The sequence below is a fragment of the Photobacterium sp. 270122K genome, assembly GCF_059941365.1.
The window spans coordinates 432,898-457,743 of the sequence record NZ_JBPOEN010000001.1 but is presented as its reverse complement, the minus strand read 5'-3'; the positions used below and the strand labels follow the sequence as shown (position 1 = coordinate 457,743).

General features: G+C 45.9%; 24 protein-coding genes. 14 read left to right on the top strand and 10 right to left on the bottom strand.

Going from position 1 to position 24,846, the window contains the following annotated elements:
- Positions 1 to 109: 109 nt before the first annotated feature.
- Complete coding sequence (locus ACSF8W_RS02050) at positions 110 to 292, top strand: restriction endonuclease subunit S domain-containing protein (protein WP_428479177.1); 183 nt, start codon at positions 110 to 112, stop codon at positions 290 to 292.
- Positions 293 to 742: 450 nt separating this feature from the next.
- Here the strand turns inward: ACSF8W_RS02050 and ACSF8W_RS02045 are convergent, their stop codons facing one another.
- Positions 743 to 1,498, bottom strand: a complete 756-nt coding sequence (locus tag ACSF8W_RS02045) for a substrate-binding periplasmic protein (protein WP_500844597.1) — start codon at positions 1,496 to 1,498, stop codon at positions 743 to 745.
- A gap of 199 nt (positions 1,499 to 1,697) precedes the next feature.
- On the opposite strand from ACSF8W_RS02045, the gene ACSF8W_RS02040 reads away from it, so the two are divergent.
- The gene (locus ACSF8W_RS02040; protein WP_500844596.1) at positions 1,698 to 4,001 is read left to right on the top strand and encodes a response regulator; all 2,304 of its coding nucleotides are present in this window, start codon (positions 1,698 to 1,700) and stop codon (positions 3,999 to 4,001) included.
- Between the two features lie 79 nt (positions 4,002 to 4,080).
- Here ACSF8W_RS02040 and ACSF8W_RS02035 read toward each other — a convergent pair whose 3' ends face one another.
- The 3 genes from ACSF8W_RS02035 to ACSF8W_RS02025 form a co-directional block, all read right to left on the bottom strand.
- On the bottom strand, positions 4,081 to 4,392 hold the full coding sequence (locus ACSF8W_RS02035; protein ID WP_500844594.1) for a hypothetical protein: 312 nt from the start codon (positions 4,390 to 4,392) through the stop codon (positions 4,081 to 4,083).
- Positions 4,393 to 4,549: 157 nt separating this feature from the next.
- Positions 4,550 to 4,771, bottom strand: coding sequence for a hypothetical protein (locus tag ACSF8W_RS02030; RefSeq protein ID WP_500844592.1), 222 nt, complete (start codon positions 4,769 to 4,771; stop codon positions 4,550 to 4,552).
- A gap of 233 nt (positions 4,772 to 5,004) precedes the next feature.
- A complete protein-coding gene (locus ACSF8W_RS02025; RefSeq protein ID WP_500844590.1) occupies positions 5,005 to 5,916 on the bottom strand; it encodes a chemotaxis protein in 912 nt (303 codons plus the stop codon).
- Positions 5,917 to 6,554: 638 nt separating this feature from the next.
- Between ACSF8W_RS02025 and ACSF8W_RS02020 the strand changes: the two genes are divergently transcribed.
- Entirely contained in the window at positions 6,555 to 8,945 is a 2,391-nt protein-coding gene (locus ACSF8W_RS02020) for a glycosyl hydrolase family 18 protein (RefSeq protein WP_500844589.1), read from the top strand.
- A gap of 138 nt (positions 8,946 to 9,083) precedes the next feature.
- Positions 9,084 to 9,257, top strand: coding sequence for a hypothetical protein (locus ACSF8W_RS02015; protein WP_500844588.1), 174 nt, complete (start codon positions 9,084 to 9,086; stop codon positions 9,255 to 9,257).
- A 118-nt stretch (positions 9,258 to 9,375) separates the two neighbouring features.
- Here the strand turns inward: ACSF8W_RS02015 and ACSF8W_RS02010 are convergent, their stop codons facing one another.
- The 3 genes from ACSF8W_RS02010 to ACSF8W_RS02000 all read right to left on the bottom strand — a co-directional run bounded on the left by ACSF8W_RS02010 (position 9,376) and on the right by ACSF8W_RS02000 (position 12,388).
- Positions 9,376 to 10,311, bottom strand: coding sequence for a hypothetical protein (locus ACSF8W_RS02010; protein WP_500844586.1), 936 nt, complete (start codon positions 10,309 to 10,311; stop codon positions 9,376 to 9,378).
- A gap of 162 nt (positions 10,312 to 10,473) precedes the next feature.
- Positions 10,474 to 11,148 carry a tRNA (adenine(22)-N(1))-methyltransferase gene (locus ACSF8W_RS02005; RefSeq protein WP_500844584.1) on the bottom strand — a complete coding sequence of 225 codons (675 nt, stop codon included), beginning with the start codon at positions 11,146 to 11,148 and terminating at the stop codon, positions 10,474 to 10,476.
- 658 nt (positions 11,149 to 11,806) lie between these two features.
- Entirely contained in the window at positions 11,807 to 12,388 is a 582-nt protein-coding gene (locus tag ACSF8W_RS02000; RefSeq protein WP_500844583.1) for a winged helix-turn-helix domain-containing protein, read from the bottom strand.
- A gap of 593 nt (positions 12,389 to 12,981) precedes the next feature.
- Between ACSF8W_RS02000 and csm6 the strand changes: the two genes are divergently transcribed.
- The 4 genes from csm6 to ACSF8W_RS01980 all read left to right on the top strand — a co-directional run bounded on the left by csm6 (position 12,982) and on the right by ACSF8W_RS01980 (position 17,317).
- Positions 12,982 to 14,097, top strand: a complete 1,116-nt coding sequence (csm6, locus tag ACSF8W_RS01995) for a CRISPR-associated ring nuclease Csm6 (RefSeq protein WP_500844581.1) — start codon at positions 12,982 to 12,984, stop codon at positions 14,095 to 14,097.
- A 257-nt stretch (positions 14,098 to 14,354) separates the two neighbouring features.
- Complete coding sequence (locus ACSF8W_RS01990) at positions 14,355 to 14,528, top strand: hypothetical protein (protein WP_500844579.1); 174 nt, start codon at positions 14,355 to 14,357, stop codon at positions 14,526 to 14,528.
- Between the two features lie 141 nt (positions 14,529 to 14,669).
- On the top strand, positions 14,670 to 16,370 hold the full coding sequence (locus tag ACSF8W_RS01985) for a DUF4145 domain-containing protein (protein WP_500844577.1): 1,701 nt from the start codon (positions 14,670 to 14,672) through the stop codon (positions 16,368 to 16,370).
- A gap of 86 nt (positions 16,371 to 16,456) precedes the next feature.
- Positions 16,457 to 17,317 carry an alpha/beta hydrolase gene (locus ACSF8W_RS01980; protein ID WP_500844575.1) on the top strand — a complete coding sequence of 287 codons (861 nt, stop codon included), beginning with the start codon at positions 16,457 to 16,459 and terminating at the stop codon, positions 17,315 to 17,317.
- Positions 17,318 to 17,489: 172 nt separating this feature from the next.
- Here the strand turns inward: ACSF8W_RS01980 and ACSF8W_RS01975 are convergent, their stop codons facing one another.
- The 3 genes from ACSF8W_RS01975 to ACSF8W_RS01965 all read right to left on the bottom strand — a co-directional run bounded on the left by ACSF8W_RS01975 (position 17,490) and on the right by ACSF8W_RS01965 (position 19,851).
- A complete protein-coding gene (locus tag ACSF8W_RS01975) occupies positions 17,490 to 17,903 on the bottom strand; it encodes a hypothetical protein (protein WP_500844573.1) in 414 nt (137 codons plus the stop codon).
- A complete protein-coding gene (locus tag ACSF8W_RS01970; protein ID WP_500844571.1) occupies positions 17,869 to 18,531 on the bottom strand; it encodes a winged helix-turn-helix domain-containing protein in 663 nt (220 codons plus the stop codon). Before ACSF8W_RS01970 ends, ACSF8W_RS01975 begins: the two co-directional genes overlap by 35 nt.
- Positions 18,532 to 18,783: 252 nt before the next feature.
- Positions 18,784 to 19,851: a methyltransferase gene (locus ACSF8W_RS01965; protein ID WP_500844570.1), complete on the bottom strand. Its 1,068-nt coding sequence runs from the start codon at positions 19,849 to 19,851 to the stop codon at positions 18,784 to 18,786.
- Between the two features lie 781 nt (positions 19,852 to 20,632).
- Here ACSF8W_RS01965 and ACSF8W_RS01960 point away from each other — a divergent pair.
- The 6 genes from ACSF8W_RS01960 to ACSF8W_RS01935 all read left to right on the top strand — a co-directional run bounded on the left by ACSF8W_RS01960 (position 20,633) and on the right by ACSF8W_RS01935 (position 24,844).
- The gene (locus ACSF8W_RS01960; RefSeq protein ID WP_500844568.1) at positions 20,633 to 21,367 is read left to right on the top strand and encodes a beta-ketoacyl synthase chain length factor; all 735 of its coding nucleotides are present in this window, start codon (positions 20,633 to 20,635) and stop codon (positions 21,365 to 21,367) included.
- Positions 21,367 to 22,158 carry a lysophospholipid acyltransferase family protein gene (locus ACSF8W_RS01955; protein ID WP_500844988.1) on the top strand — a complete coding sequence of 264 codons (792 nt, stop codon included), beginning with the start codon at positions 21,367 to 21,369 and terminating at the stop codon, positions 22,156 to 22,158. Before ACSF8W_RS01960 ends, ACSF8W_RS01955 begins: the two co-directional genes overlap by 1 nt.
- Positions 22,159 to 22,184: 26 nt before the next feature.
- Positions 22,185 to 22,442 carry a phosphopantetheine-binding protein gene (locus tag ACSF8W_RS01950; RefSeq protein ID WP_428479194.1) on the top strand — a complete coding sequence of 86 codons (258 nt, stop codon included), beginning with the start codon at positions 22,185 to 22,187 and terminating at the stop codon, positions 22,440 to 22,442.
- A gap of 15 nt (positions 22,443 to 22,457) precedes the next feature.
- A complete protein-coding gene (locus ACSF8W_RS01945) occupies positions 22,458 to 22,709 on the top strand; it encodes an acyl carrier protein (RefSeq protein WP_428479195.1) in 252 nt (83 codons plus the stop codon).
- Positions 22,709 to 23,287, top strand: a complete 579-nt coding sequence (locus tag ACSF8W_RS01940) for a COG4648 family protein (RefSeq protein ID WP_500844566.1) — start codon at positions 22,709 to 22,711, stop codon at positions 23,285 to 23,287. The genes ACSF8W_RS01945 and ACSF8W_RS01940 overlap by 1 nt, the downstream gene beginning before the upstream one ends.
- Before the next feature lie 84 nt (positions 23,288 to 23,371).
- Entirely contained in the window at positions 23,372 to 24,844 is a 1,473-nt protein-coding gene (locus ACSF8W_RS01935; protein WP_500844564.1) for an AMP-binding protein, read from the top strand.
- The last annotated feature ends 2 nt before the right edge of the window (positions 24,845 to 24,846 follow it).

Here is a 24,846-nt window from a genome sequence, read left to right as displayed (position 1 = left end):
GATGCACGTCTTATCGGTATTCAAGCCGTATGTTGATCTCACTTGGCGATACAAATCATGTATACTGCGGCCAATAGTATTTTATTCAAGTTAAACCAAAGGTTGAAACATGCTAGACAATCTAAGTATTCCTGATGACATTCAAAAAGAGCCTGAGTTACCGCTGCCTTCTCTTGACGATCAGAAGCGTATTGTTGAAGAGTTAAAGCGTCTGGAAGCAGCGGGTGAGTTAACGCCAGAAGTGCTTGAAGCCTTCATGACGGGTAACCGTAAACCTGCCGCTGACGCATAATACGCCGCAGCCATAGGTCAAACACTGACGGCATTACACGCCCGTGTGATGCCGTTTACCTCCCATAACGCCTTATCACTTTGCACTTGTTACACACGGAAACGCACTATGTCTCGGGGGCTTAACGTTTCTATATGCATTTTATCTGACTATATACGCACAAGTGTTAGTTTACGCTTTAAAGCAAAAAATAAATAACAGCTAGACGGCGTAGTGATGAGAACACACATAGATTCAAAGGTTTTTCGACGAAACTATAAAGTCATTAAAAATGATGGCTTGTATTATCTTTATCAACGTAAATATTATTTCTTTTGGGTGACAGATGGCACTGGATATCATTCAAAAAAAGAAGCGACAGTCAGCGTCCCATATCGCCGATGCTAGCGAGTATTGATTTGCGGTGAAAATGCAATGTTATCACCGCTTTTCTGCTGAAGAATGTCAAGATCAGTAATATTTTTTGATAATACTCGAAATATCACCAGATGCATGGAGATGGACGAGTCGTTTATTAATGAAGGCTTGCATATTTGGGTCCATGTTCGGATCAAACGCTAAATAAATAGAATAATCAGGAATGACCTGGCTAAACGATGTCATTTTATAATCCGTTGACGGATATTGACTGTTTTTTAAATGGTATTTAATGCGAGATGCCATTTCAACGAACGTTGCATCATCCGGTGAGCGATTAATCACTCGGATAGCGGCGGCGTAATCCTTCACCCGCAGTTCATCAATCGTGCCATTTTCTATATAGGGCATCAATTCCGGATAACTGAATCCATGTAATAGCACGACGACCTTGTCTTGAAGGTCTTGCATTGTGTTGAATGATAGCGTGCTCCCCTTGCGACTTAACAGGGCGTGCTTCACTGTGTAAATAGGCTGAGAAGACAAATTGGCGGCTTGTACGCTTCCCCATGTTGGGCTTCCGTATGTGATCCAGTTTGCCTCTCCCCCACTTTCCAGTACTGAAATCATGCGATTAAAGGGATAGGCGTGGTAAGCCAACGTATACGGTGAGTCTTCAAAGACGGCTCGAACAATGTCGGTAACAATACCGCTATGGTTATCGTCTTTCTCAATTTGAAACGGGACGGCTTGTTTTTTAATAACGTAATAGTTAACCGTTGTAGGTTGTTCACTGTATGCCGAAAGAGGAAGGAGTAACCCGAGGCAAAATATGATGAATTTATACATTGTTGGTCCTTTTTCCACATTCAATTTCGAGGTCTATGATTAGATTAGTGGTGAATATGCATGGGTGGGGGCACGGATGGCCAAAAGAGAACAGCAATCACAAAATAAAATGATCATGAGCCTATCGAAACAACTTTTGATTGTATTATTGATAATAAGCTCAGTATTCACCGTGCTTTCTGCTGGATTGAGTTTATATTTGGACTATCAACAAACGCGTTCAGACATTCACGCTTTATTTCATCAAATTCAAGAAAGTGATTTATCAGGCTTGTCATCCAGTCTGTGGGTGGAAGATAGAACGCAATTGATGATACAAGCGCAGGGTATTATGCATTTGCCCGGCATTAATCATTTACAAATAGCGAACGAACAAGAAATCATTATTCAGTTAGGCACCCCTCTGACAGAACAGGTATTGGAGCAGCAGTGGCCGCTCGAGCAGGTGATGAGCAATAAAACCTACCACTTGGCGACGTTGACACTGCAGTACGATCTTTCATTGGTTTACAACAGCTTAATTAATAAAGGTATCGTTTTGTTCGTGGGGTATGCCTTGTTGGTGTTTTGTATCGCCATTGTGATATTAATTGTGACTTACCGGCTGATTGTTAACCCGCTCACCACGATGGCCAAAACCGTCACGGAGTTTGATGATCAGCAAATTCCCTTATCTATTGAATTGGCCCCTCGATGGTTTAACGATGAAATTTCGGTATTGGCGTCACGCTATAATCACTCTATCGCACATGTACGGGAAAATTATCGTCAACTGGAGCAATCTCGCCAGCATGCTGAGCAAGCTAACCAGAAGAAGAGTGAATTTTTGGCCAATATGAGCCACGAAATTCGTACCCCCATGAATGGCATCATTGGTTTGTCGGGTTTAATGCTGGACATGAAACTGCCAGCAGAACAGAAAGATTATGTCACCATGCTGCATACATCGTCGTTGTCATTACTGGATGTCATTAACGACATTTTAGATTTTTCAAAAATTGAAGCGGGTCGAATGGAGCTTGATTTCATGCCGGTGAACATTTTTGAATTAAGTAAAGACGTTGAGTCGCTATTTTTAGTCAAAGCGGCACAAAAAGGCGTGGTGCTATCGTGTTCGGTGGATCCCATGGTGAGCCCATTGTTATTGGGGGATGCCACTAAGCTCAGACAAATTTTGACGAACTTGGTCAGTAATGCAGTGAAGTTTACCGAGGAAGGCCATGTGCAGGTCACTATCAAGCACCTTGAAGCGTTGTCCGAAAAGTGCCGATTAGGTTTTGCTGTCAGTGACAGTGGGATCGGGATCTCTCCAGATCAACAAGGGTTGGTCTTTGAAAAGTTTCAGCAAGCCGATGGCAGCGCGACTCGGCAATATGGCGGGACCGGTCTAGGGCTCGCGATTTGTCGGGAAATGGTGCAGTTAATGGGGGGGACGTTACAGTTAGAAAGCGCATTGGGCCAGGGGAGCTGTTTTTCTTTTTCATTACAGTTTGCCCATCAAGAGCAGCACGATGGGCTTGTCGAACCTGACGCCTTGCAAGGAAAGCGGGTGTTACTGGTTGATGACAGCATGCTAAACATGCGGATCACCTCGGTGCAGCTTGAACGGTTTGGTGTGGTAACCACACTGTGTGGCAATCCGGCTCACGCACTGGCGATGGTTACCGATGCTGACATCGCTGAACAACCGTTTGATGCCATTATTTTAGATAAATGGATGCCGCAATTGGGGGGATTTCAGCTGGCAGACATACTGACGGAGAACCTTAAAGCGCGCTGTCCTAAGATGATGATGATTTCAGCAGCCCCTGATCCGGGGGATGAGCACAGTGCGCGTTCGGCAAACATTCAATACTTTATTGTTCGTCCTTATAAAGAAAGTCACTTAATTTGGGCGCTGACACAATTGATTGGCCTTGCTGCTTGCCCGCATCCCGACACACAACACCGTGACACGGCCCCCCTGAGCAGTGAGCTTCCGAGTGAGCGGCCATGTGAGCTATCGAGTGACAGGCTGAGTGCGCCCTCCGCGACATCGGCTGAGCTGCCGACTGTGACGAAGGAGATTGTGAAAAAGGAGGCTGCGGCGGAAGAAGTGGTGTGTGCCGCGACGGATCAATTATTGATACTGGTGGTGGAAGACACGGCGATTAATCAGAAAGTGTCAAAAATGATGCTCGAAAAATTGGGGGCGGTGGTTCACATTGCGGAAAATGGCCAAGTTGCGGTAGATGCCTTTCAGCAGCAACACTACGATTTGATATTTATGGATTGCCAAATGCCGGTGTTGGACGGTTTTGAAGCGACAAAGATCATTCGCACCCTTGAGGCTGACGAGGAACATATCCCTATTGTTGCGCTCACTGCGAATGTTGTGAAGGAAGAGAAAGAAAAATGCCTGCAAGCGGGTATGGATGACTTTGCCTCGAAACCGGTCAGTAAGCAGACGCTGGCAAAAATGTTAGTGTTGCATTGTACGCAGCACGAAACAACGATCACGTAGAAAGGCATATTTAAGATCATTCGATCCGCATGGTCGCGATTAACGTGAGCCCTGCGGATCTCAATGGGATGTCTGATACTTAGGAAAGAGACTGGTTACTGCTTAAAAAATCCAACGGTTGATTGTATAAACTGATCACCACAGTCAGGGTATTTTCGCTGGTGTCTTCAGAAATATCAGAGATAACGTAATATTCGCTGTGTTTATTTTTAATATTAGTGGTGACGAGATGTCTTAGGCTGTCGTTAATGTCACCTTGAATTTTAAAGGTTTCGATCAGTTCATATTGCCCGTGATCCACTTCCGTAGGGGCTAAGAGTTCTGGAGAGGCTTGAGCCAGCGTCGAGAAGGCGAACAGAGAGAGTGCGGCGAGGCTTTTCTTGATCATCATGATTACAGCGATTGAGTTAAGTACAGGTTACACATAGCAAAATGTGCCGATGTACATACTGTGCCATGACTCAATTATGACTTTGTCAGCCGTGCGTCAAATGCAAAAGAAAAGCCTGCGTCGTGATGCGTTATGGAAAGGGGATCACGGTTAGGCATTATTTGCGGTTAATCTTATCGATCTGTGTATTCCCCGTTACTTTGCATTGGTGCTGTTGTTTGAGGTGTTGTGTGCGCGGTAAGGGTTTCCCGTGTGCATCTAAACAAACCGCCACGGTCATAAACGGTGCCGTAGGTGCTGGCAGTCCACCGAGTCCTCCCCCCGATGCCCATGCGCCGCCACAAAGACTCAATAAGCCAACAATGAACAGTGTTTTCATGGTAGGTACCTTGTATCAAGACGATGCCGTGTACTGAGTGTAGTTGACGCAAGTGGGGGCATTGTTTCTCTCATGCGACAAGAATGCGACAAGGCATACATCATGAATGGCGCAAATACCGCGCCATCTGCCCAAAATGGCTTGAAGATAGAACCACTATGTTCATCGCCATTTTGATTGCTTTCACGAATTTTGGACCTATAACGATGGTGCAAATAATTAAGGGACACACCCTAGGCCGTTAAGGTGAGTGCGGTGTGTTTACGCTCGGCCCCACGTAACATCGCATGGACGAGTTCGTTGGCTTCAAACTTGGTTAAGGCTTCATGTGCGCCAACCTGATGGGCTTGAGACACGCTGATCTCACTGGATAATGACGTATGCAGAATAATGTAAGCACTATTGAGAGAAGGCGTGTTTTGAATTTCAAATGCCAACTCATAGCCATCTAACCCCGGCATTTCAATATCACTGACGACAATATCAAACGGTGAACCGCCTGCCGCCGCATGTTTGAGCATGTCCAGTGCCTGCAGGCCGCTGGTTGCCACAAAGTACGGCACTGAAATACTGTCGAGCGCTTGCGACAGTTGTCGACGAGCCACGGAAGAATCATCGATCAAAATGATTTTTAACGGGCGGAGCTTCTCACGCTGCATATCCGTTAATACCGGATGCAAACTGCTTGGCGGCTCAGGAAACACCTTAGACAGCAACAATTCCACATCCAATAGCTGGATCAGCTTATCGTCAACGGTCGTCACCCCAGTAACAAATACATTGTTGCCCAAGGTACTCGGTGGCGCTTCAATATCATGCCAATTACACGCCGTGATCTTATTAATTCCCCGCACCAGAAAGCCAACCAACATGCGCTGGCAGTCCGTAATGATAATATAGCAGGTGCTTAATTCGTCATTTGTCAATGGCGGGTAACCGACCGCTTTAGCCATATCAATAATCGGTAATGTGTCCCCGCGCAAATTTGCCGCACCGAGTACGGTTGGATGAGAATGGGGGATTGCAGTGAGTGTTGTGTAAGGCACGATCTCTTTGACTTTGAGTGTGCCAATAGCAAAAGACTGCCGTGCGGTAAGCTGAAAAAGCAGCATGCCTTGAGATTGATTCGTGGCATTTTTTATCATTGTTCAATCCCTTTGAGATGAAAGTGTAACGGTATTTTCGCCGTCACCATCAGCCACTGTTTTCCGCGCAGTGGTGATGAAAAAATGGAGATGTCAGAAGTGTCACAAGACAAAATTTACTTTTTGTTACATTGCGTGACATTTGACTCAAAATAGAACTTACGCATAAAAAAGGCGCGCTTGTTAGTGATATTTCCCACCGTCTATGCGTATTTTCCTCTTGTATAGAGAAATATCATCTCACCTTAGCTGTTGATATTGCCGTTAAAAATGACGAAATTCAGCGTCTGAAATACTTTGTCACCATAGTAGCGGTTTCACCCCGTACGAGGAAAGAGAAGTTAATGAGTTTCTTATCATTCGTTGATCGAAGTCGTTATTGATAAGTTGAATATTTGAATGAGCGCGGTTTTGGTCGAGAGAAAAAAATGGTCGATCATGGAGAATAAATTTGAACAGAGCGTGTGTTTCATCTTTTACTTTACAGCCATTTTACATTTTCATTTGAAATGACATGTAAAACAATAACAACAGTTTCGCGTTCCGAAAAAAGTTAGCTAACACTTAATGACATCGAATGAAGCGCAGGATGTACTGCCTGTCATCGGTGAATAAATAATCATTATGTGGAGAACATTATGCAAAAGGGACTACGTCTTAGCAAAGTAGCATGTGCAATGGCTGCTTTGTTGATGGCAGGGACAACGGCGACAGCCGTTGCTGCACCGACTCACGATAAGGCCGTTATCGGTTATTTGACGCAGTGGGAAGCGTGGAAAGGTACAGATGCTGGCTTCAGCGTAAAAGGTGAAGCGACACACTTGAACGTAGATATGGACATCTACTCAATCTTGAACTTCTCATTCTTCGGGGTGGCAAAAGACGGTTCAATGCACAGTGGTGATTTACGTAACAAGAGCATTTACAAGCCGGGTTCAGTGCAGGAGCCAGGTCCGCTTCTACACCCAGATGTTTACTCAAGCTGGGACTTCCATATTCTTTGGGGTGAGCTAGAGTACATCCACGAGTACCCAGGAAACGAACCTTGGCAGGCTGATGCGTTAGCGAAAGTACAAGCACAAGGCTTCATTAAAGATGGTCGTGGTTGGAAACACGAACCAACGGGTATCACAGGTCAAATGCCTATCCCTCTGAAAAAAGAAGGTGGCGCACCGGGTCTTATCGACCTAGCTAACGAGAAAGGCGTGAAAGTAATGGCGTCTATCGGTGGCTGGAGTATGTCTAAGCACTTCCCAGAAATGGCTGCAGACCCAGTGAAGAAAGAGCGCTTCCTGAAAGACGTAGACGCTCTGCTTGCGCTTGGTTTCCACGGTATCGACATCGATTGGGAATACCCAGGTGCGGGCGGTATGAACTTCACCGGTACTGAAGCTGACTTCGCGAACTTTGAACAGTTGATGGAAGACATCCGTGAGCGTATCGGTCCAGATCGTCTACTGACAGCAGCATTTAAAGCGGTGCCAGCAGCACTTGAAGGCTTTAACTGGGATCGTCTAGTGAAGTCAATGGACTACTTCAACATGATGACTTACGACCTGAACGGTGGTTGGTCGAATGTTACGGGCCACAACTCACCACTATATCCATACCCAGAAGAAGAGTTCGAGGGCTTGAACCTTGATACCCTGAAGAATTGGATGGTGGATGTTAAAGGCATCCCAAGCCAGAAGATCAACTTCGGTGCGGCATTCTACGGTCGTGGTGTTCAAACGACAGAAAGCACGGCATCCCTAGGCGCACCAACAGACAAACGTATGTTGAATTTCTCAGTGGATGGTCCAACACTGTCTGCGGCAGATATCGATAACTGGAAAGCGTTTGATGGTCAGCCAAACTACAACTATATCATCAAGCAAACTGGCTGGGAGCACATGTGGGATGCGAACGCCGAAGTACCGTACGCGGTGAAAGGCAAGTACTTCCTAAGCTACGATGATCCAGAAGCGATGAACAAGAAAGCCCAGTACATCGTTGATAACGACCTAGGTGGTATCATCGTATGGCAGGTGCATGGTGACATCCAGTGTAAAGGTTCATTCGTGAACTACGGCAGTAAGCTGAAGCAGTGTACTAACCTAAGCTCGCCACTGGCTGAAGAAATCGACAAAGTGTTCACTGCAGATACCCCAGTTCCTGGCAACAAAGCACCTGTACTGACCGTACCTGGCGTACAAATGGCAGATGCTGGCCAAGTGATCAGCTTTGATGTTTCAGCAACCGATGCTGATGGCGATGCGCTAAGCTTCACTGTCACTAACGCAACTGTTGTTGATAACGGTAACGGTACCGCTACCGTAACTTACAAAGCGCCAAACACATCTGTTGACCTGACTGAAACGGTTTCTGTAACGGTTTCTGACGGTAAGAAGACCGCGGTTAAGTCTGTTGTCGTAAAAGTAAAAGGTGAAGCACCACTACCGGGTGAAAATAACCCACCAGTACTGACTGCACCAGCGACTGCATCTGTCGATAGCGGTAAAACAGTGGTTATCTCTGTATCTGCAACAGACAAAGACGGCGACGCGCTGACGTTTGCAGCTGAAGGTGCGGTTGTTACACCAACAGCAGCGGGTGCTGACATTACGTTCACCGCACCTGAAGTAACAGCTGACAAGGTCGTTGATCTTGTTGTGACTGTCACTGACGGTAAAGCAACCGATGCTGCAACGATTGCTGTAACAGTGAAGGCTGTTGATGAACCAACACCAGGCAACACTTGGGATCCAAACAAAGTGTACGTGAGTGGTGATACCGTTGTATTTGAAGGCGTAACATACACCGCGAAGTGGTGGAACAAGGGTGAAAAACCTGGAACCAGCGCAGTGTGGGAAGCGAAAGATGACGGCGGCGTTGATCCTGGTCCAAACCCAGGTGATAACGATTGGTCAGCGGACAAAGTGTACACTGGCGGCCAAGAAGTTGTGTTCAACGGTGAGAAATACCGTGCTAAGTGGTGGACACAAGGCGACCAGCCTGGTGCTCAGTACGGCCCATGGGAAAAAATCTAATAAAGTGAGTTTCTTAACTTTATTTTAAATGTGAAAAAGGCCTGACATGCGTGTCAGGCCTTTTTTTGTCCATGAAAACGGTGGCTATCGCACCTATAGTTAAGAGGCGAAACGGTAAAGATAACGAGGTAGGCGAGTATGGAATTGCGAAATAAATCGGGCGATGTAGCAAAACTGGCAGATAACCTCACCTTGAAAGAAGTGGTGGACATGGGTTTTTCATTAGATATTTGTGATGAAAACTATGACCCGAATGAACATTGGCAAGCCAGTGCCACGCCAAAAGGCAAGCAAGGCGAATACCCCGAATAGTCATAAGCCACTTGCTATGAAATAACAAAGCCAGCACGATGATGCTGGCTTTTTGCTGTCTTTGTATTGACGTTTTTACTGCGTTGCGGCTAACGTCGTCGTGCTGGGGAAGAGGCGATCAGTGTGTACTTACTTTTTCAATGGCATCTGTGAACCCCGCATTGGAAAAGGTGCCAATTTTCCCTAGTGTGCCACCTCCATAAATAACACTTTGTTTATGGAAGCGTAAATGGTTGATCAGTCGCATGTTCTCGTCATCATTGCGTGGCAGCAACATGGCATGCCCTGCATAGATACAGATAAAGTTCATGTTGAAATCGGTATCATCTAATCGAAATCCCCGATAGCGAGTGGGTGCTTCACTTCGTGCAGTACATGCATCGCCGACTTGCAGTACCATGTTGAAGATTTTCCCGCCTTTTCCATTATTGGCAATGCCGACTGAAGAGCCAAAGAAATAGGTATAGACCGGTGCGATGGCATTATTGGCTTTAGGATTGTATACCCAAGGCTGCAGTGGATCGTCGTCTAATGCATGATCAAAAATGCGTTCATAGAGAGGACGAAACCCCTTATTGGTGTATTTCCCTGCCGCCAGCAAGATATCAGTCCCCTCAATATGCAGATTCACGCGAGTTTCGTCGCGTAGCACGGCGTTCCACAACATCACGAGCCGATCATTTTCATTCGCCGGCACTAGCAACGCCGTTTGATTATCCTGACACAGATTGATCAACTTAACGGTATTGTCGTTGATTTTGGCGGTTACAAGGCGGTACTGCCCCTTTGGCTGCATTGAAAAGCAATTATCAGCCTGAGTGGAAAAATACATCAATGGGCTAGAGACAGTGGTGTTCAGCGGGTTACGACCAACGATTACTCTACCACTTGGATCATCCACAAAGGCGACCTGCGCCATGTCGTCAGCCACTTTATGCCATGAAAGGGAAGGTGACGGGGCGTAATCCGTCATCGACTTTGCGGTGACGGTTGCAGAGTGTAATAGAAAAAGGGCGAGGGGAACGCCCAGCAAGCGGCATAAAGAATGGTTCATGGCAGTCCCTCTTAAAATTAATCTATCCGTCAGGGGTATATTAATTATGGGTCATGCCGAGGAGTGGGAGCATGATGTGCCATGATGTCTTCGCAGAAGTTTGAACTTGCTCACGGGAGTCGGATTCCCCATGATGCATTGGCAATATCAACGACGATTGAGCTAGAGAATAACAGCCTGATACGCTTCAACAGCTTGAGCGGCATGATGTTTGTTACCTTGCAGAACACGCTTATAGTGATTCAGGGTTTTTTCAAGGTACTTCTCGACGGTTTTTGTTTGTTCATCGGTTGCTGCGCGCCAAATTTGATCACCGACTGAACTCACTTTCATCTTTTCATTGGGTGTGGATGACACATAAATGATCTCATAAAAACGGTTGTTTTCTTCGACCAACAGTTCGTATTTCAAACTGAAGTCAAGCTGGCTCAATGTCTGCCGTAACGTGAATTGATGGTGCACTGGACAGAGCAGAAAATCGATATCCAGATCAGGATATTGACGGTGAATGCCCTCGATAAATTGCGTAATCAAGTCCCCTCCTACACCCGCAATAATAACCAAGTGCTTACCTGGGTATGCACTTAACGGTAATCTCGCTACATCAAGACAATGTGTTTTCCACGTAGAAAGCGAATCCGCATGAAACCGTTGCAGCTTGGCTTCAATGGCTTGCATGAGTGCAGGGACAATATCGACAAAATGAATATAAGGCGCAGCCTGTCGAGATAACAGTGCGGTGCCCAAGAAGCCATGATCACAGCAACAGTCCCAAATATGGGTGTAGTCAGAGGGCACCAGTTGCTCGATGTGTGTAAGCCTTTTACTGAGTTTCAAGAGGGATCATCTCGGAGTGGAAAGTCGGCGTATTGTAATGATTTTTGCCGGTTTCGCCAGATGGAGACTTCGATAGCATGCCGATTATGGCTTGCATCTCAATAGTCTTTACCGTGATGTTGCTGTACGACCAGTGAGGAGCAAGCACGGGGGGGAGGGCAAAAACTGACGAGCATAATAAAATTTAACGCTTTACTTGGGAACGAAACAGGACAGATGCACATTTGTCATGGTCATTTTCTCGCTGTTTCTAAATACCAAACTGCATTTATTATCAATAGAATAGGCCGTCAATAAATGCAGTTTAATGGACTGATTCTCATTTTTTACCAGGATCGAATTTTTTCCTATTCGGTCTGCGGTATAGGGATGGGTATCACTGAATTTTATGGTGTTGTCATCTTTGTTTATATAGGTATACGTGAGTTTATGTTCATTTTTGAATTGCTCACCGTGAACAATCCAAGTGTATTTTTCGAAACCGATAGTGCCATGAAAATATTGTTGCTGATTATGGGCTAAGATCGCACATGAAATGTTAATCACCAGAAGAAGAGTAATGATGCTGTACTTGTGATTTAACAAAAAAGTAAACAATTGGTTACGACGCATTTTTAACATTAAAACCTATATCAAAATTAACGGCTTGTTGTAGAAATTACATTTTTTCGCAGTTTAAACGTTGATTATCTGAATCATAGGTACAAATATTACCGTCAATCGTTAATTTTATGGTTTTATCACCCGTATCTTTGATGATATGCGGATAAGGTTTTATTTGTATTAACGAGCGAAAATCTTGTTTGTAGTAGATGATTTCAGCAAAATGCCCGATAAAATAAAGCGCTGAAAACGATAACAAGCCGATTGAAATCAGAAAAAAGCGATTTATATACATGCTTTTTTTGCTGATATTGCAGTCTATTGTCGGGGGCGTAGCATCTACATCTACATCATTGATAAGTGAAGATGTTTCAATAGCCGTAAAATTCAGTTTGTAACCTTGGCCTGGCACATTCTCTAAAATTGACTTGTCTTTGTCTTGAAGCGCATTACGCGTTCTGCTGATCAACTGCGGCAAGCTTTCACTGGATGTTGGTTTAGACAACCACACGGATTGAATGATTTCTTTATGATTCAATATCGTTGGATGCGCATTAACCAAGCAAGTGAGTAACAAGTGCTGTTTATGAGTCAAGGTTATATTTTTATCACTCATACCTTCATTTTTATGTGCCATCGTGCGCGACTCGACATGCCAGTAATAATCACCCAACTGAATGTTTTTTTTGCTGTGTAATTGTGAATTCAATGTTTACGTAAACCTTAATTAAGCATAGAAATGCGGTGGCATGGTGAGATATTTTAAAATGACCGCGAAGTATACTCAAAATCTTACTGATTACAATAAAGGCATTTATCATTAGTAAATCTAATGATTTTTTGAAATAAACTAATCATTTTGTTCAGAAAGACAAACACTCAAAGTGGCGAGTTTCTACATTATTTAGTGCGGTGGATAAATGAGGTGATGTATAAGTTGTTGTTTGTTATGGAATTATATTTGATTACATTTGAATTTATATTTATTTCATACACTTGTAAGTGGTTTTTTATCCAGCAAATATGCTCCAATTCTCTTAGATATTTTCACTATTAATAGCATGGTCGTGATGGTGATACATCATCACATGATTTGTGTGCCATGGTATTTTCACAAGCTTACGATCTTACATCTACTGATTTCAAGTATTATTATATTCGCAAATGATGATGCATCATGTATCATACCAACACGATCAGCGAATGACTGACTTTAAGGCACATATCATAATGAAAAACATTCTTCTCTGTACAACGGGTGCAAGCCCACAAGTGGTCACTGAAACCTTGTATGCGTTGTTTACTCAGGGTAAGACATACCCAGATGAGATGTATGTGATCACAACGGAGAGTGCGAAAGCGATCTTGGTGGAAGGTCTGTTTACACAAGGGCACCTCCAAGCGCTGTATGATGAATATGGTATGCCTGCCGTTGCGTTCGATGAAAGCCATATTTGGTTGATTGAAGATGAAGAAGGTCGGCCGGTGTTTGATGCGAAAGGCGAAGAAGATCAAGCCTACATGGCCAATTTCATCACCCGCAAAGTCGCCGAACTCACCGCTGATAACCAGACGGCGATTCATGCATCAATTGCAGGCGGGCGTAAAACGATGGCGTTTTACATGGGCTATGCCATGTCATTGCTGGGGCGTGAGCAGGATTCTCTCAGCCACGTGTTTGTGAACGATGATTTCGAGTTTGTCTGTGATTTCTATTTTCCGACTAAAAACGATAATTGGATTGTCGGTAAAACAGTGGCCGATCAGGTTAATACCAAAGAGGCGATCGTAACGCTTGCCGAGATCCCCTTTGTGCGTATGCGTAAGAAGTTTGAAGATGATCTGATCAGCCAAATTGAAGAGGCCACCTTCAGCAAAACCGTGGCCCGTATGAATGCGGCCGATCAAGTGACATCGGCACAGTTGTCGCATAATGCGTCGACCCTCTCGGTGCTGGGTATTGATATTAAGCTCACGGCCAAAGAGTTGGCGCTGTATCACTACATCGCCCTTGAGACCGAGAAAAAAGTGCTGGTGGATCGCCATTTTATTGAAAGTACAGCGCCCAGTAAGGCCTATTTGTCGGTGTACAGTAAAATGAAGGGCGATGTACGCGTGTACCGCACGTTTGGGTTGGAAGATGACATTGCTTGGCGAGAGCAATCATTGTCCACGCTAAAGCCAATGGAAAAGGAATTCATTCAGCCTATCCGCACGCAGGTGAACGGTAAACTTAAAAAAGCGTTGCCGGCAGAAATTTATGAAAAAGTGCAGATCCACTCTCAACGTGTGAGTGGCGGTAACCAGTATTGGATTGCGCCTGAGTTATGTGTGACGGGCGTATAACCTTTTACGTCAGGTTATGCTGCTTCTTTTCTTGACCATCATTCATCGTCCTTAATTTACTTATTTATTACCCCCCTATAGATATGCTTATTGTCGGCATAGGGGGGCTTGTATCTGGAGAATATGTTATGTACCCATTTTGTCAGCATCGTCATGTTGTCAAACTAAAACGTAATGTCTTTCAACGCTTGTGGTTTAAAGCTGTTTATCAATGTAAAGACTGCGGAGAGCTGATCAAGTTCTGAGTGATGCAATGAATGAGCGATAATAAAAAGGCGTTACGTGAACAAATTAAAGCACGGCATGACCAGCACCTTGCTGAGGTGAAAAAGCGTTTTTTGGCAGAGATGGCCCTTCAAACACCGCTAAATAAAATACGGATGCCTCTCGCAACACCCGACAACATCGACTTATTAACGGTCACTAAATAGCACAGGCTCGCGTCTGTGCTTTTTTATGCCTGACAACGCTGATCGTGTTCGGTCGCGGGATAACGATCGCAAGCTTATGAACGTCACTCTCAATGACCTACTCATTATGATGATGTGGTTTTCAATTAATGGAGAGATGTCATGTCAGCTGCCCGTACTTTTACCTGTTCCACTGTTCACACGCATAACCCAGTCAACGCAATGACAGAGGTGAGCAACTTTGCCTTTTTACAGCCAGCATTACCGGATTTGTATCAGCAAGCGATACAGGCGGAGAAATACCTGTATAGCGACAGTCAATCCAGCTTGGCGAAAATGCGGCTATTTGTTGAATTAGCCTGTCATGAGTTAGGGGCACATTTTAAGCTCAAGCCACCCGTAAAAGGTGACTTGTTCAACAAAATTAACATGTTGTCTGCGAGTGGTTATGTTGAAGTATGGGTGACAGATACGATGCACCGCTTGCGTGATGCGGGGAATCGCTCTGTGCATTTGTGTGAGGTTAATGGTCATTACGTGGCGCAGCAGAAAACCTCTCGTGTGCGCATGCAAGCGCTTGTTCGCGAGCTGCACGATATGGCGAAATACATGGCGCACAAACTGCTTGGTACCGCAGAGCGTGACATGGGGGAGTGGGTGGAGCCCCAGCAATCAGAACTGGCGGAGTTAGTCACGCAAGCGTTGAATGGCCAGAAAGAGGCCAGCTTTGCCTTGGCGGAATATTGTCATGAACAGTTGTCTGCATTGACAGAAACCGGCGAGGATAAATGGTGGAATAAAACGGTGTATGCCGACCGTCAGCGTGATCTGGCGTATTGGCTGGAAAAAGCCCATGCACAGGGTCACCCGCAAACGTGGTTGTTGTTGGCTAACAGTTATGCCAGCGGAAAATTGATGCCTCATGCTGACCGCACTGCCAAGCAGTGTTTCAAGCGCGCAGTAGAGCATGACAGCGATGGACAAGCCGCGTTTGATTACGGGCAATATTTGTGTCATCAACAGCAAGTTGTGCGTGGGTGGGAAATGCTGACACAGGCGGCAGAAAAGGGCCATGCTGAAGCATTGTTAGCGGTACAAGAAAAGCACTACGGCACACCCGAATATGCACAATGGATTAGCAAAGGTCTTGAGAGCGATCAGCTGGCGGCTTATACGCTTGATGCCTTTCAAAAGTTGCAAGCATACACAGCACTGGGTGGCGATGATTTGCTGGATGACTTGAGTGATGGACCATCGATCCCGTCATCTGATCAACTGACGCCTCAGCCGCTATCACTCAAACAACAGGCACATAAGCACCTGCGCAGCGCAGTGATCATAGGCACGGCGAAGCGCGCACCGGGCATGGCCTTTATTCAGGCGTATGTTGATGGTCATGGGGTGGGGAATAAATCCCTGTCTCAAGCTGATATGGCTGACAAAATGGTGGCCAGTTATGATGATTTGCCTGTCTTCTTGCCTTATCAACCGCTATTGTTCAGCGTGATTTGTGTGGGGGATGGCCACTACGAGGTGCTGCGTAAGGTGTATACCCGTGTGTTATCGCAGGGAGACAGCGAGGAAGCCAAAGCAGATGTGAAATTCCAGATGGCACAAAAAGCAATCACGGAGTTTAAAAAAGCGAAGTCAGTCGCGACGCCAGATACGATTCATAACCTGCTATCAGAGGCGGCAGACGCCGGCCATAAAGGGGCGCGCAGTTATATCCACTCAGCGGAAGGGAAAGCCTTGATGAAAAAATCCGGGTATGCCACAGCAGGGCGCATGCAGCCGAAAAGCGCAGGGCAGAAAGTCAAAGATAAAAAGAAACGTAAATTGGCAAAAAAAGCACGCAAGCAATAACGCAAATTTCTTACATCTGATGCACTTTTTTAGTTTATCTGCCGTATAGGGTTAATGACTATAGGCAGATAATCAGGAGAGGCAAGATGAAGAGTGCCATTATTTCACTGGTGATACTTCATGCGTTGTTGTTACAAGGGTGTGCGAATCAACTGTTTTATTACCCATCAACTGCCGCACACATGAATGATGATATCCGCTGGCTACCTTCCTCTTCCGGCAATGCGTTGGCCTATTTGTGGTTGCCGAGTGCCGTTGATACACCGAAAGGCATTGTGGTGCACTTTCACGGAAACAGTGGCCATATGGAAGCGACGCAGGAAAAAGTGAATTGGTTGGTTGAGCACGGTTATCACGTCTTGGTGTTTGACTATTCTGGATTTGGTCATTCATCAGGGCAACCCACAGATGAAGCCTTATATCATGATGCGATGTCAATGCTCGCGTACAGTGAGACATTACAAGACAGTATGGGGCTGCCAGTGTTTGTGGTCGCGACATCAACTGGGGGAAATGTGTTTTTACGCGCATGGGCGGATCACCCGGTCGAGGTAGCCGGTATCATTATCGATTCGTCGTTCACCAGTTATATAGAAACGGCTGCATTTACGCTTCGTCAGCATGTACTGGGTAACATGTATGCATGGGTAGCATCACTGGTCATGCGGGATGACTATGCTGCGGATGTAGCGATGGCGAATGTCCCGAAAACGAACGCATTAGTATTACATTGTGAGGACGATGAGGTGGTGCCTATTACCGCCGGTGAGGATTTATACGCAGAATTGGAAGGGGATAAAACGTTTTGGCGTTTGGAAGGCTGCCGTCATGCAAGGGCGATGACCGGCGTATTTCCTGAGGTTCAGCAACGGGTCGTTGACTGGTTAGCCCAATCCACGCCCGAATCCAATGGGGTGCTAGGCATGAATTTAGCGAAACGACAGTGATGTCAACAATCAGTAGATACGTCTAACGAGGGAGTTAGATAACACCCAAGCTGACGATTTGGTTATCTTTAGTGGAGGCTGGTCGTAGTATTCAAGGATGGTTTGTAAAATAGACCACCCTTATACATATCCCATTCTTATTGATTTCCAAGGTGAAGAGCGGATGGCAATATTAATGCTGACAGCGTAGAGACGTATTTCTTAAGGTGCGTTCTGACGGCCCACTAAATACAACACTGCAGATATCGTCAAGATAATATACGTGATTGTGACGAATAGGTACACATTGGCTGTCACCTTCTGCTACGTATCCATTATCACTCGTACGGGTGAAGGTATAGTCAAAATTAATACTTTTTGCATGTGTATCCGCTGAGTTATTTAATCGGGCAAATGTATTTTTAGTGATTAATTGGTTTTTATACTGAACAGTATAAGTCATCCAAGTGTACTCAAGGGCTTCAACTTGACCAAAGAATGCAGTACGGGTGTGTTGAGCGGCAAAGAAAAGCCCACCATTTAGCATGAGTAAAACGATAATAATGGTGAATTTATTGGCATTTAAGTAAGAATTTAGCGTTGTCATAAATACACTTATGGTTATCAATGGTGATTGAAATTTTTGTCTCGTCAATAGGTTGTCTATCTGGGTAGGGCTTCGCATGCTGAATCTCTTGCATAACCTGCTTGTAATGCACAGCCAGGATAAATTCTTTCATATTCCATATGGACAGTGCAGTTAGAAAGACAATAAATAGTATTGATAAGCGTTCGATAAGGATTTTACGCTTATTTAATGGCTGATTTATTTGTACTTTTTCTACTTTTTCTACTTTTTTTAAATTTTCTATGTCATCTGTTTTTTTATCCGTAACAGGCGTAACTTTAAATTGAAGGGAATAACCGACGCCTGGAACATTAACAAGAATTTGTTTTTCATTATCTTCAAGCACTTGCCTTGTTCTATTGATCAGTTGAGGTAAGCTTTCAGCTGAAATATGTTTTGTCCCCCATACTTTTTCAATAATGTGTTCTTTTTGTAATGTTTGAGGGAAGGCATCGACCAAACAACGTAATAATTGATATTGCTTGGGTGTTAGCATCACTGATTGCTTTTGGTCAGAGGAGGCGGTATCAGTGATACGCTGTAAATTCCTCGTGTCCACATTCCATGAAAAAGCACCTACAATTAAGTTGTTATGTTCTTCGTGCATGAATGATCTACATGGTTAATAGGGATAAAAAGAGTCCGCATTATACGTAATCAATCCTAAAATGTGAAGCGTGTCGCATTTTACAATGCTTACGATTTTCAATATGAATTAATTATCCACCATGTAATGATTTTTCCATTCATGCGCTTTCGGGGGGCGTTGTTCTGCCGCCATCATGACGATAAAAAATAATAAAAATGCCGTCATACAGGGAGTGATGACGGCGGCACGTGTAGATATTTCAGGAAGGAATTAGCCCGCTTTTAGCTCAAGCAGTGTGTGGCCTAAACCAATGTCATCGGTACGCGAAGCCACGGTAAAGCCTGCTTCTTCCACCAACTCTAAGAAGTCTTCACTGCGGTAGAAACGGCTGTTGCCGTTGGCCAAGCAGGTGAAGTAAAGCGATGTTGCGTTCAGGCTATAAGCCGCCGCATCATAGCGCTGGGCATCCCAGAAGAGTTCAAGAATATACACAGTCGCGTCATCCGACATGGCTGCGCGTACACGACGCAAAATGCTCAAAATCTCCATTGGCGAGAAACAATCCAAAAACTGGCTCATCCACCAAATATCGGCACCCGATGGCAGAGCTTGTGATTTATCAAGCATATTGACGGGATAACCGTGAATCCGTTCAGCGAATCCAGCTTGTTCTGCATTGGCTAACGCCATTTCAATTTGCTGTGGCAAATCAATGATGGTGACATTCACATCTTGGTCATAATTGCAGCATTGCAGCGCCCATTTACCGGTGTTACCACCAATATCAAACAAACGTTTAGGTTTGGCCGCAAATACACGCTCCAGCAGCACAGGGAAAGAGCGGTCTGAGTAGAAGTGGTCAAAATTAAACCAACTTTCTTTGGCTTTTTCAGGCAAGCGAGACAAGCCTTCATAGATGGTCGGCCAGTCACCCAATTCTTTCAAACCGGCGGGCGTCCCTTCTTGGATAGCTTCGGTTAAATGCATCATGGCGGCGTAACACACGTCGGCCGTGAAATCGAGATTCGCGCGGGTCATGCCATCGTTCGCCAAGAAGTACCCCAAGTTAGCCAGGACATAATTGGGTTTATTCCATGTCACAATGTGCGCACTTAATGCCATGTCCAACAAGACTTTAACGCCGTATTCCGACACGCCTGTTTGACGGGCAATCGTCGGGGCATCTAATCCATTTTTTCCTGCGCCATCAAGGGTGGCCAGGATGCCGAGGTCACGCAGCGTGCGTGCGGTATGAAAGACGATAGGGGCAAACGCTAACTTTTGAGCTTCCGTTTTGGCTTGCAAGGCATTGAATGGATCTTGTTGATATGAAGTCACAAAGCGTTCCAACTACTTAAAAGGTAATATTCATTCATGATCCAAAGCGTTTAGATCTGAGGGGGTATTTTGAATAAACGGTCCTAGGCTTTCAAGTGCTTGTGATGAAAATGCCGTAAATTACTGGACCGTGTGGTAAATGCACAGAAAGAACAGGCGTGTAGAGATAAAATATACGTAATCGATATGAGCAACATATTAATTAACATTTATTCGTAATGTGATAAAGGAATGTTACGTCATTTTACAACCCCGTTCGTTGGAAAGACGCTCGGTCATCGTTCGTATTCATTGTGCTTACCCATATGGATATGAGTAATGTGCAGGAATGTTATTTAATACGTATGGTGTAGCGTGGGAATATGCCTTGTGCGTATCCGTTGGCATTGTTTTGAGTGCGAGCGAAAGCAGAGCGGTAGACCATTAAATCCATGAAATAAAAGCCTATGCCTTAGCGACAAATGGTCGATCCCTAAAAGCAAGGATAATAAAGAATATGCATGTATGCTTATATGGTAAAAAAGGGGGGGTGAACGCTACCCCTATATTTCTTTAGCAAAGTTGATTGAAAAGGGAATTATTTGATGGCGTTTTATACAGTTGGTTTGTTTTAGTGATTGAATAAATGACCGTTTGAATAAAATCCTTAAGGATCGCCTCCCTAGCTATACCCAAAAGGGTCAATAAATATTATCCTAGTTGGTTGCTAGGATGGGCAACCGCATAGGTCTAACCGATCGCGAACACACAGCTACAAGCAGGTAACAGGTAAATAGCCCCGATGAATAAAGTACGTTTTGATATTGCAGATTGGCACGCATTGTCACCTGGGATGGCGAACCAAAGTGATTGGGCTGCGTGGGCAGCGAACGGTAAAGCATGGCCAACCGATCCTGCACCGGTTGCGGTGGGGGATATTCCTGCCATGATGCGCCGTCGAATGAGCCTGCTTAGCAAGTTAGCCATCCAAACCGCCATGACGTTGGTGCAATCTCACTCGGTTGATTTTATCGTTTTCTCTAGCCGTCATGGCGAACTGCACCGTACGGTCACATTATTGCAAGATGTGCTGCGCGGTGATGATGCTTCCCCCATCGCGTTCTCGCAATCAGTACATAATACCGCTGCCGGTCTGTTAACGATTGCCACCAAACTTGCCATTCCTGTCACCTCGATTGCCGCGGGTGAGCACTCGTTGCATGCCGCACTGATTGACGCTGCCGCGTATTTAGCTGAGCACCCAACGCACCGTGTCTTGGTGGTGGATTTTGACGAACCGTTACCCGTCCCTTATGACATCTACGAACCACAGCCGCACCAAGGTTTTGCGCTTGGCATGGTGATCACCCAAGGGGAACAGTGTACCTTGCGTTGGCAACGAGCCCCTTCTGCTGCCTCCGCGGTTGCCCTTGAACCATTACAAACGTTGGCCGTTATTGCGCAATTAGCGCAGCAAGCGCCAGCTTGGTCAATCAACGGACATCGCCATCATTGGCATTGGAATATCAAAGCGTGATGAAGCCAACGTCGCTCACGCTACGTCAACGCGTCAATAAAGCCTGGCGCGTCTTTGCGACGGGGTTGTGCTTTAGCATTTTCGGTTTAGGTGCACTGTGCCTGACGTTTGTGATCTTCCCGTTGTTGACGGGCACCATGAAAGGGCACGAACGCCGAGAGTTACGTGTACAGGCGATCATTCAACGCGCGTTTGCGTTTTTTTGCCGTACGATGCGTTTCTTTGGCGCAATTGAATATGAATTTGTGGGCGTGGAGCTATTGCAACACGATCGCCGTTGCCTGATTGTCGCTAACCACCCGAGTTTGATTGATTATGTGCTGATTGGCTCATGCTTACCGCAATGTGATTGCTTGGTGAAAGCGGCCATTTGGCATAATCCTTTTATGCGCGGCATTGTTAAAGCGGCAGGATATGTCCCCAATGTGGATCCTGAGCGTTTATTGGATGCCTGTGGTGAACGACTAGAAAAAGGTAACGTCCTGTTGGTGTTTCCAGAAGGCACCCGCACAACGCCTGGCGAGCAACCCTCATTGCAACGAGGGGCGGCCCAGATTGCCGTGCGCACCCAAACGGACTTGCGCGTGGTACACATCACCGTGAGCCCCGATTTTTTAACGAAGCAGGCAAAGTGGTATCAGGTGCCTGATCGTAAACCCATTTTTCGGGTGGAAGTGAAAGAAAAAATTGCGATTACGGATTTTCTTGCACATTCAGATTCACCCACGACAGCGGCAAGGCAGCTTAACCGCCATTTGGCGACGGCGCTTTTCCCACAACAGAACAAGTAACACATAACGTAATAAAGAAGGTTAGCGTGGAATCATTACATAACGAACTAAAAGTACTCATCATCGAGGCATTGAATCTTGAAGACATCACCCCAGCAGACATTGAGGCGCAAGCTCCGTTGTTTGGTGACGGTTTAGGCTTAGATTCTATCGATGCCCTTGAACTGGGTTTGGCGATTAAAAAGCAGTACAACATTGCCATTGATGCCGATGATACGAATACTCGTCAATACTTTGCATCAGTTGCAAACTTGGCTGATTTCATTGCTGCTAACCGCGCTTAATTGAGGACGTAATTGATGACTGATGTGAACCGCAACGACGTTTTTGAGCAAGTACAAAACGCCTTGGTTGAACTGTTTGAATTGGATGCGGCCGACATTACCCCTGAGGCGACCTTGTACCAAGACTTGGATCTGGACAGCATTGATGCGGTGGACTTGGTGGTGCATCTGCAAAATGTGACCGGCAAAAAAATCAAGCCAGAAGAATTTAAATCAGTACGTACCGTGCAAGACGTGGTCGATGCTGTGGCAGCCCTACTGCAGTAATGCGATTTTTTACCGCACTATCAGCCATTGCGTTACTGGGGTACCCCTTCGCGGTGTACTTCGGGATCAGCGAATGGGGCATGGGGCCGGTGGCTGGCGTACTGGGGATTCTGTTTTTGATCCGTGTGTTAGCTGGCCACCAAGCCCGTTTACGTGAATTAAAATACATTGCGTATTTGAGTGGTGGTGCTGGGATCACATTGGCCGTATTGGGCAGTGTGTTCCGTGAACATGGCTGGTTGATGTATTATCCCGTGATCGTGAACGGTTTAATGCTTGGACTGTTTGGTGCCAGCTTGTGGCAATCGCAGACCATGATTGAGCGTTTTGCCCGTTTGCAAGATCCGAATTTACCTGACAGTGGCGTGCGCTACACACGCAAAGTGACACGCGTATGGTGTGGCTTTTTTGTGTTAAATGGAGCAATCGCCTTAGCAACGTGTTTCATCTCCTTGTCGGTATGGACACTTTACAACGGGTTGATTAGCTACTTACTGGCAGGCAGTTTGTTTGCCGGTGAATGGCTGGTGCGTCAATACGTGATAAAGAAACAGTTGGCAGAATCCGTGGTTGAGTAACCGCTGACGTAATGCCCCACACGTTAACCAACGTATGAACAGGGCGTGATGAACGTAGCTCGATAAGAATAGCGTGATGAACAAATGAATATTTCTCCAGTGGCGATCCCTTTATCGACGTTGCCTGAATCAATGGCCACGCCATTTCTCAGTTTAGATGTGCTGATGGCGACATCGCGTCCGGATGCATTTCCCGTGGCTTATCATGCTCAATCATGTCATGGACAGTCAGAGCATGCGGCTCATGCGAAAACAATCGTCACATGGGCAACATGGCACACTGATGTTCAACGCCTGACGGTGGCCTTACAATCGCACCCTGCCCAGAAATGGGCACTGTGTTTTGATGACAGCTACCAATTTGCGGTGGCATTCATGGCTGCGACTCACGCAGGTAAACACCTCATTTTACCGGGTAACCATCAACCGGATGCGTTACTTGCATTGGCCGAACATTTCGATGCCATTTTGCACGATCGTGCGCACTATGATGGGTTAACGTATCCACAGTGGCGTGTTTCGGCAGAGAGTGAGCCGGCATACTTGGCCGAATCAAGCATCTCAGCCAACACGTATGCGTTCACCACCTTGGCGCTCGCTGACTGCCGACTGACGTTATTTACCTCAGGCTCGAGCGGGGTACCTAAAGCGATTGAAAAAACGCTGGCGGATCTGGCCGAAGAAGTACAGCACCATGAACGCACATGGGGGACGGTAATCGCAGGCTCACGTATTGCCAGCACCGTGTCTCATCAACACATTTACGGTTTGTTGTTCCGCATTTTGTGGCCGCTGTGTGCCGGACGGGCTTTTGCTCGCCACGATCTCGTGTATCCCGAGCAAGTGATCGCCCATGCTGATAGCGATACCACCTTGGTGACCAGTCCTGCGTTATTGAAACGCTTAACGGGGGCTTCTTCCGCTGACCCATACCGCGCCGTGTTTTCTTCGGGTGGGCCATTAAGTCATGAGGCGGCTCAGTACAGCCATACGTTGTTTACTCAGTGGCCCATTGAGGTCTTTGGCAGTACAGAAACCGGCGGTATCGCGTTTCGCCAGCAACACGACGCGCAAACGCCGTGGCAGGTGTTCGATGTGATCGATGTAGTGTTGAATGCGGAAGGTTGCTTGCGGATCTGCTCACCGTTTGTTGATGCTGCGCAGTGGTATCAAACCAGTGATCAATGCCAACTACTGGATCACCGTCAATTTCTTTTGCTTGGCCGTGTGGATCGCATTGTCAAAATTGAAGAAAAACGGATTTCCTTAACCGAAGTGGAAGCGCGATTGTGCGCATTACCTTGGGTGAAAGAAGCGGCCGTTTTGGTGCTAGAAGACCCTCGCCGCGTTAGCCTGGGGGCGGTACTGAAGTTAACAGCTAATGGAGAAGCGGAGTTGGAAACGCTCGGTAAAGGGGCTTTTTGGCTTGCTTTGCGCCAAGCATTACGCCGCTGGCTAGAGCCGGTCGGTATTCCTCGTCGTTATCGGGTGGTGGACGATATACCGCTTAATAGCCAAGGAAAACGGCTTGTGAGAGACTTGGAAACGCTCTTTTAATA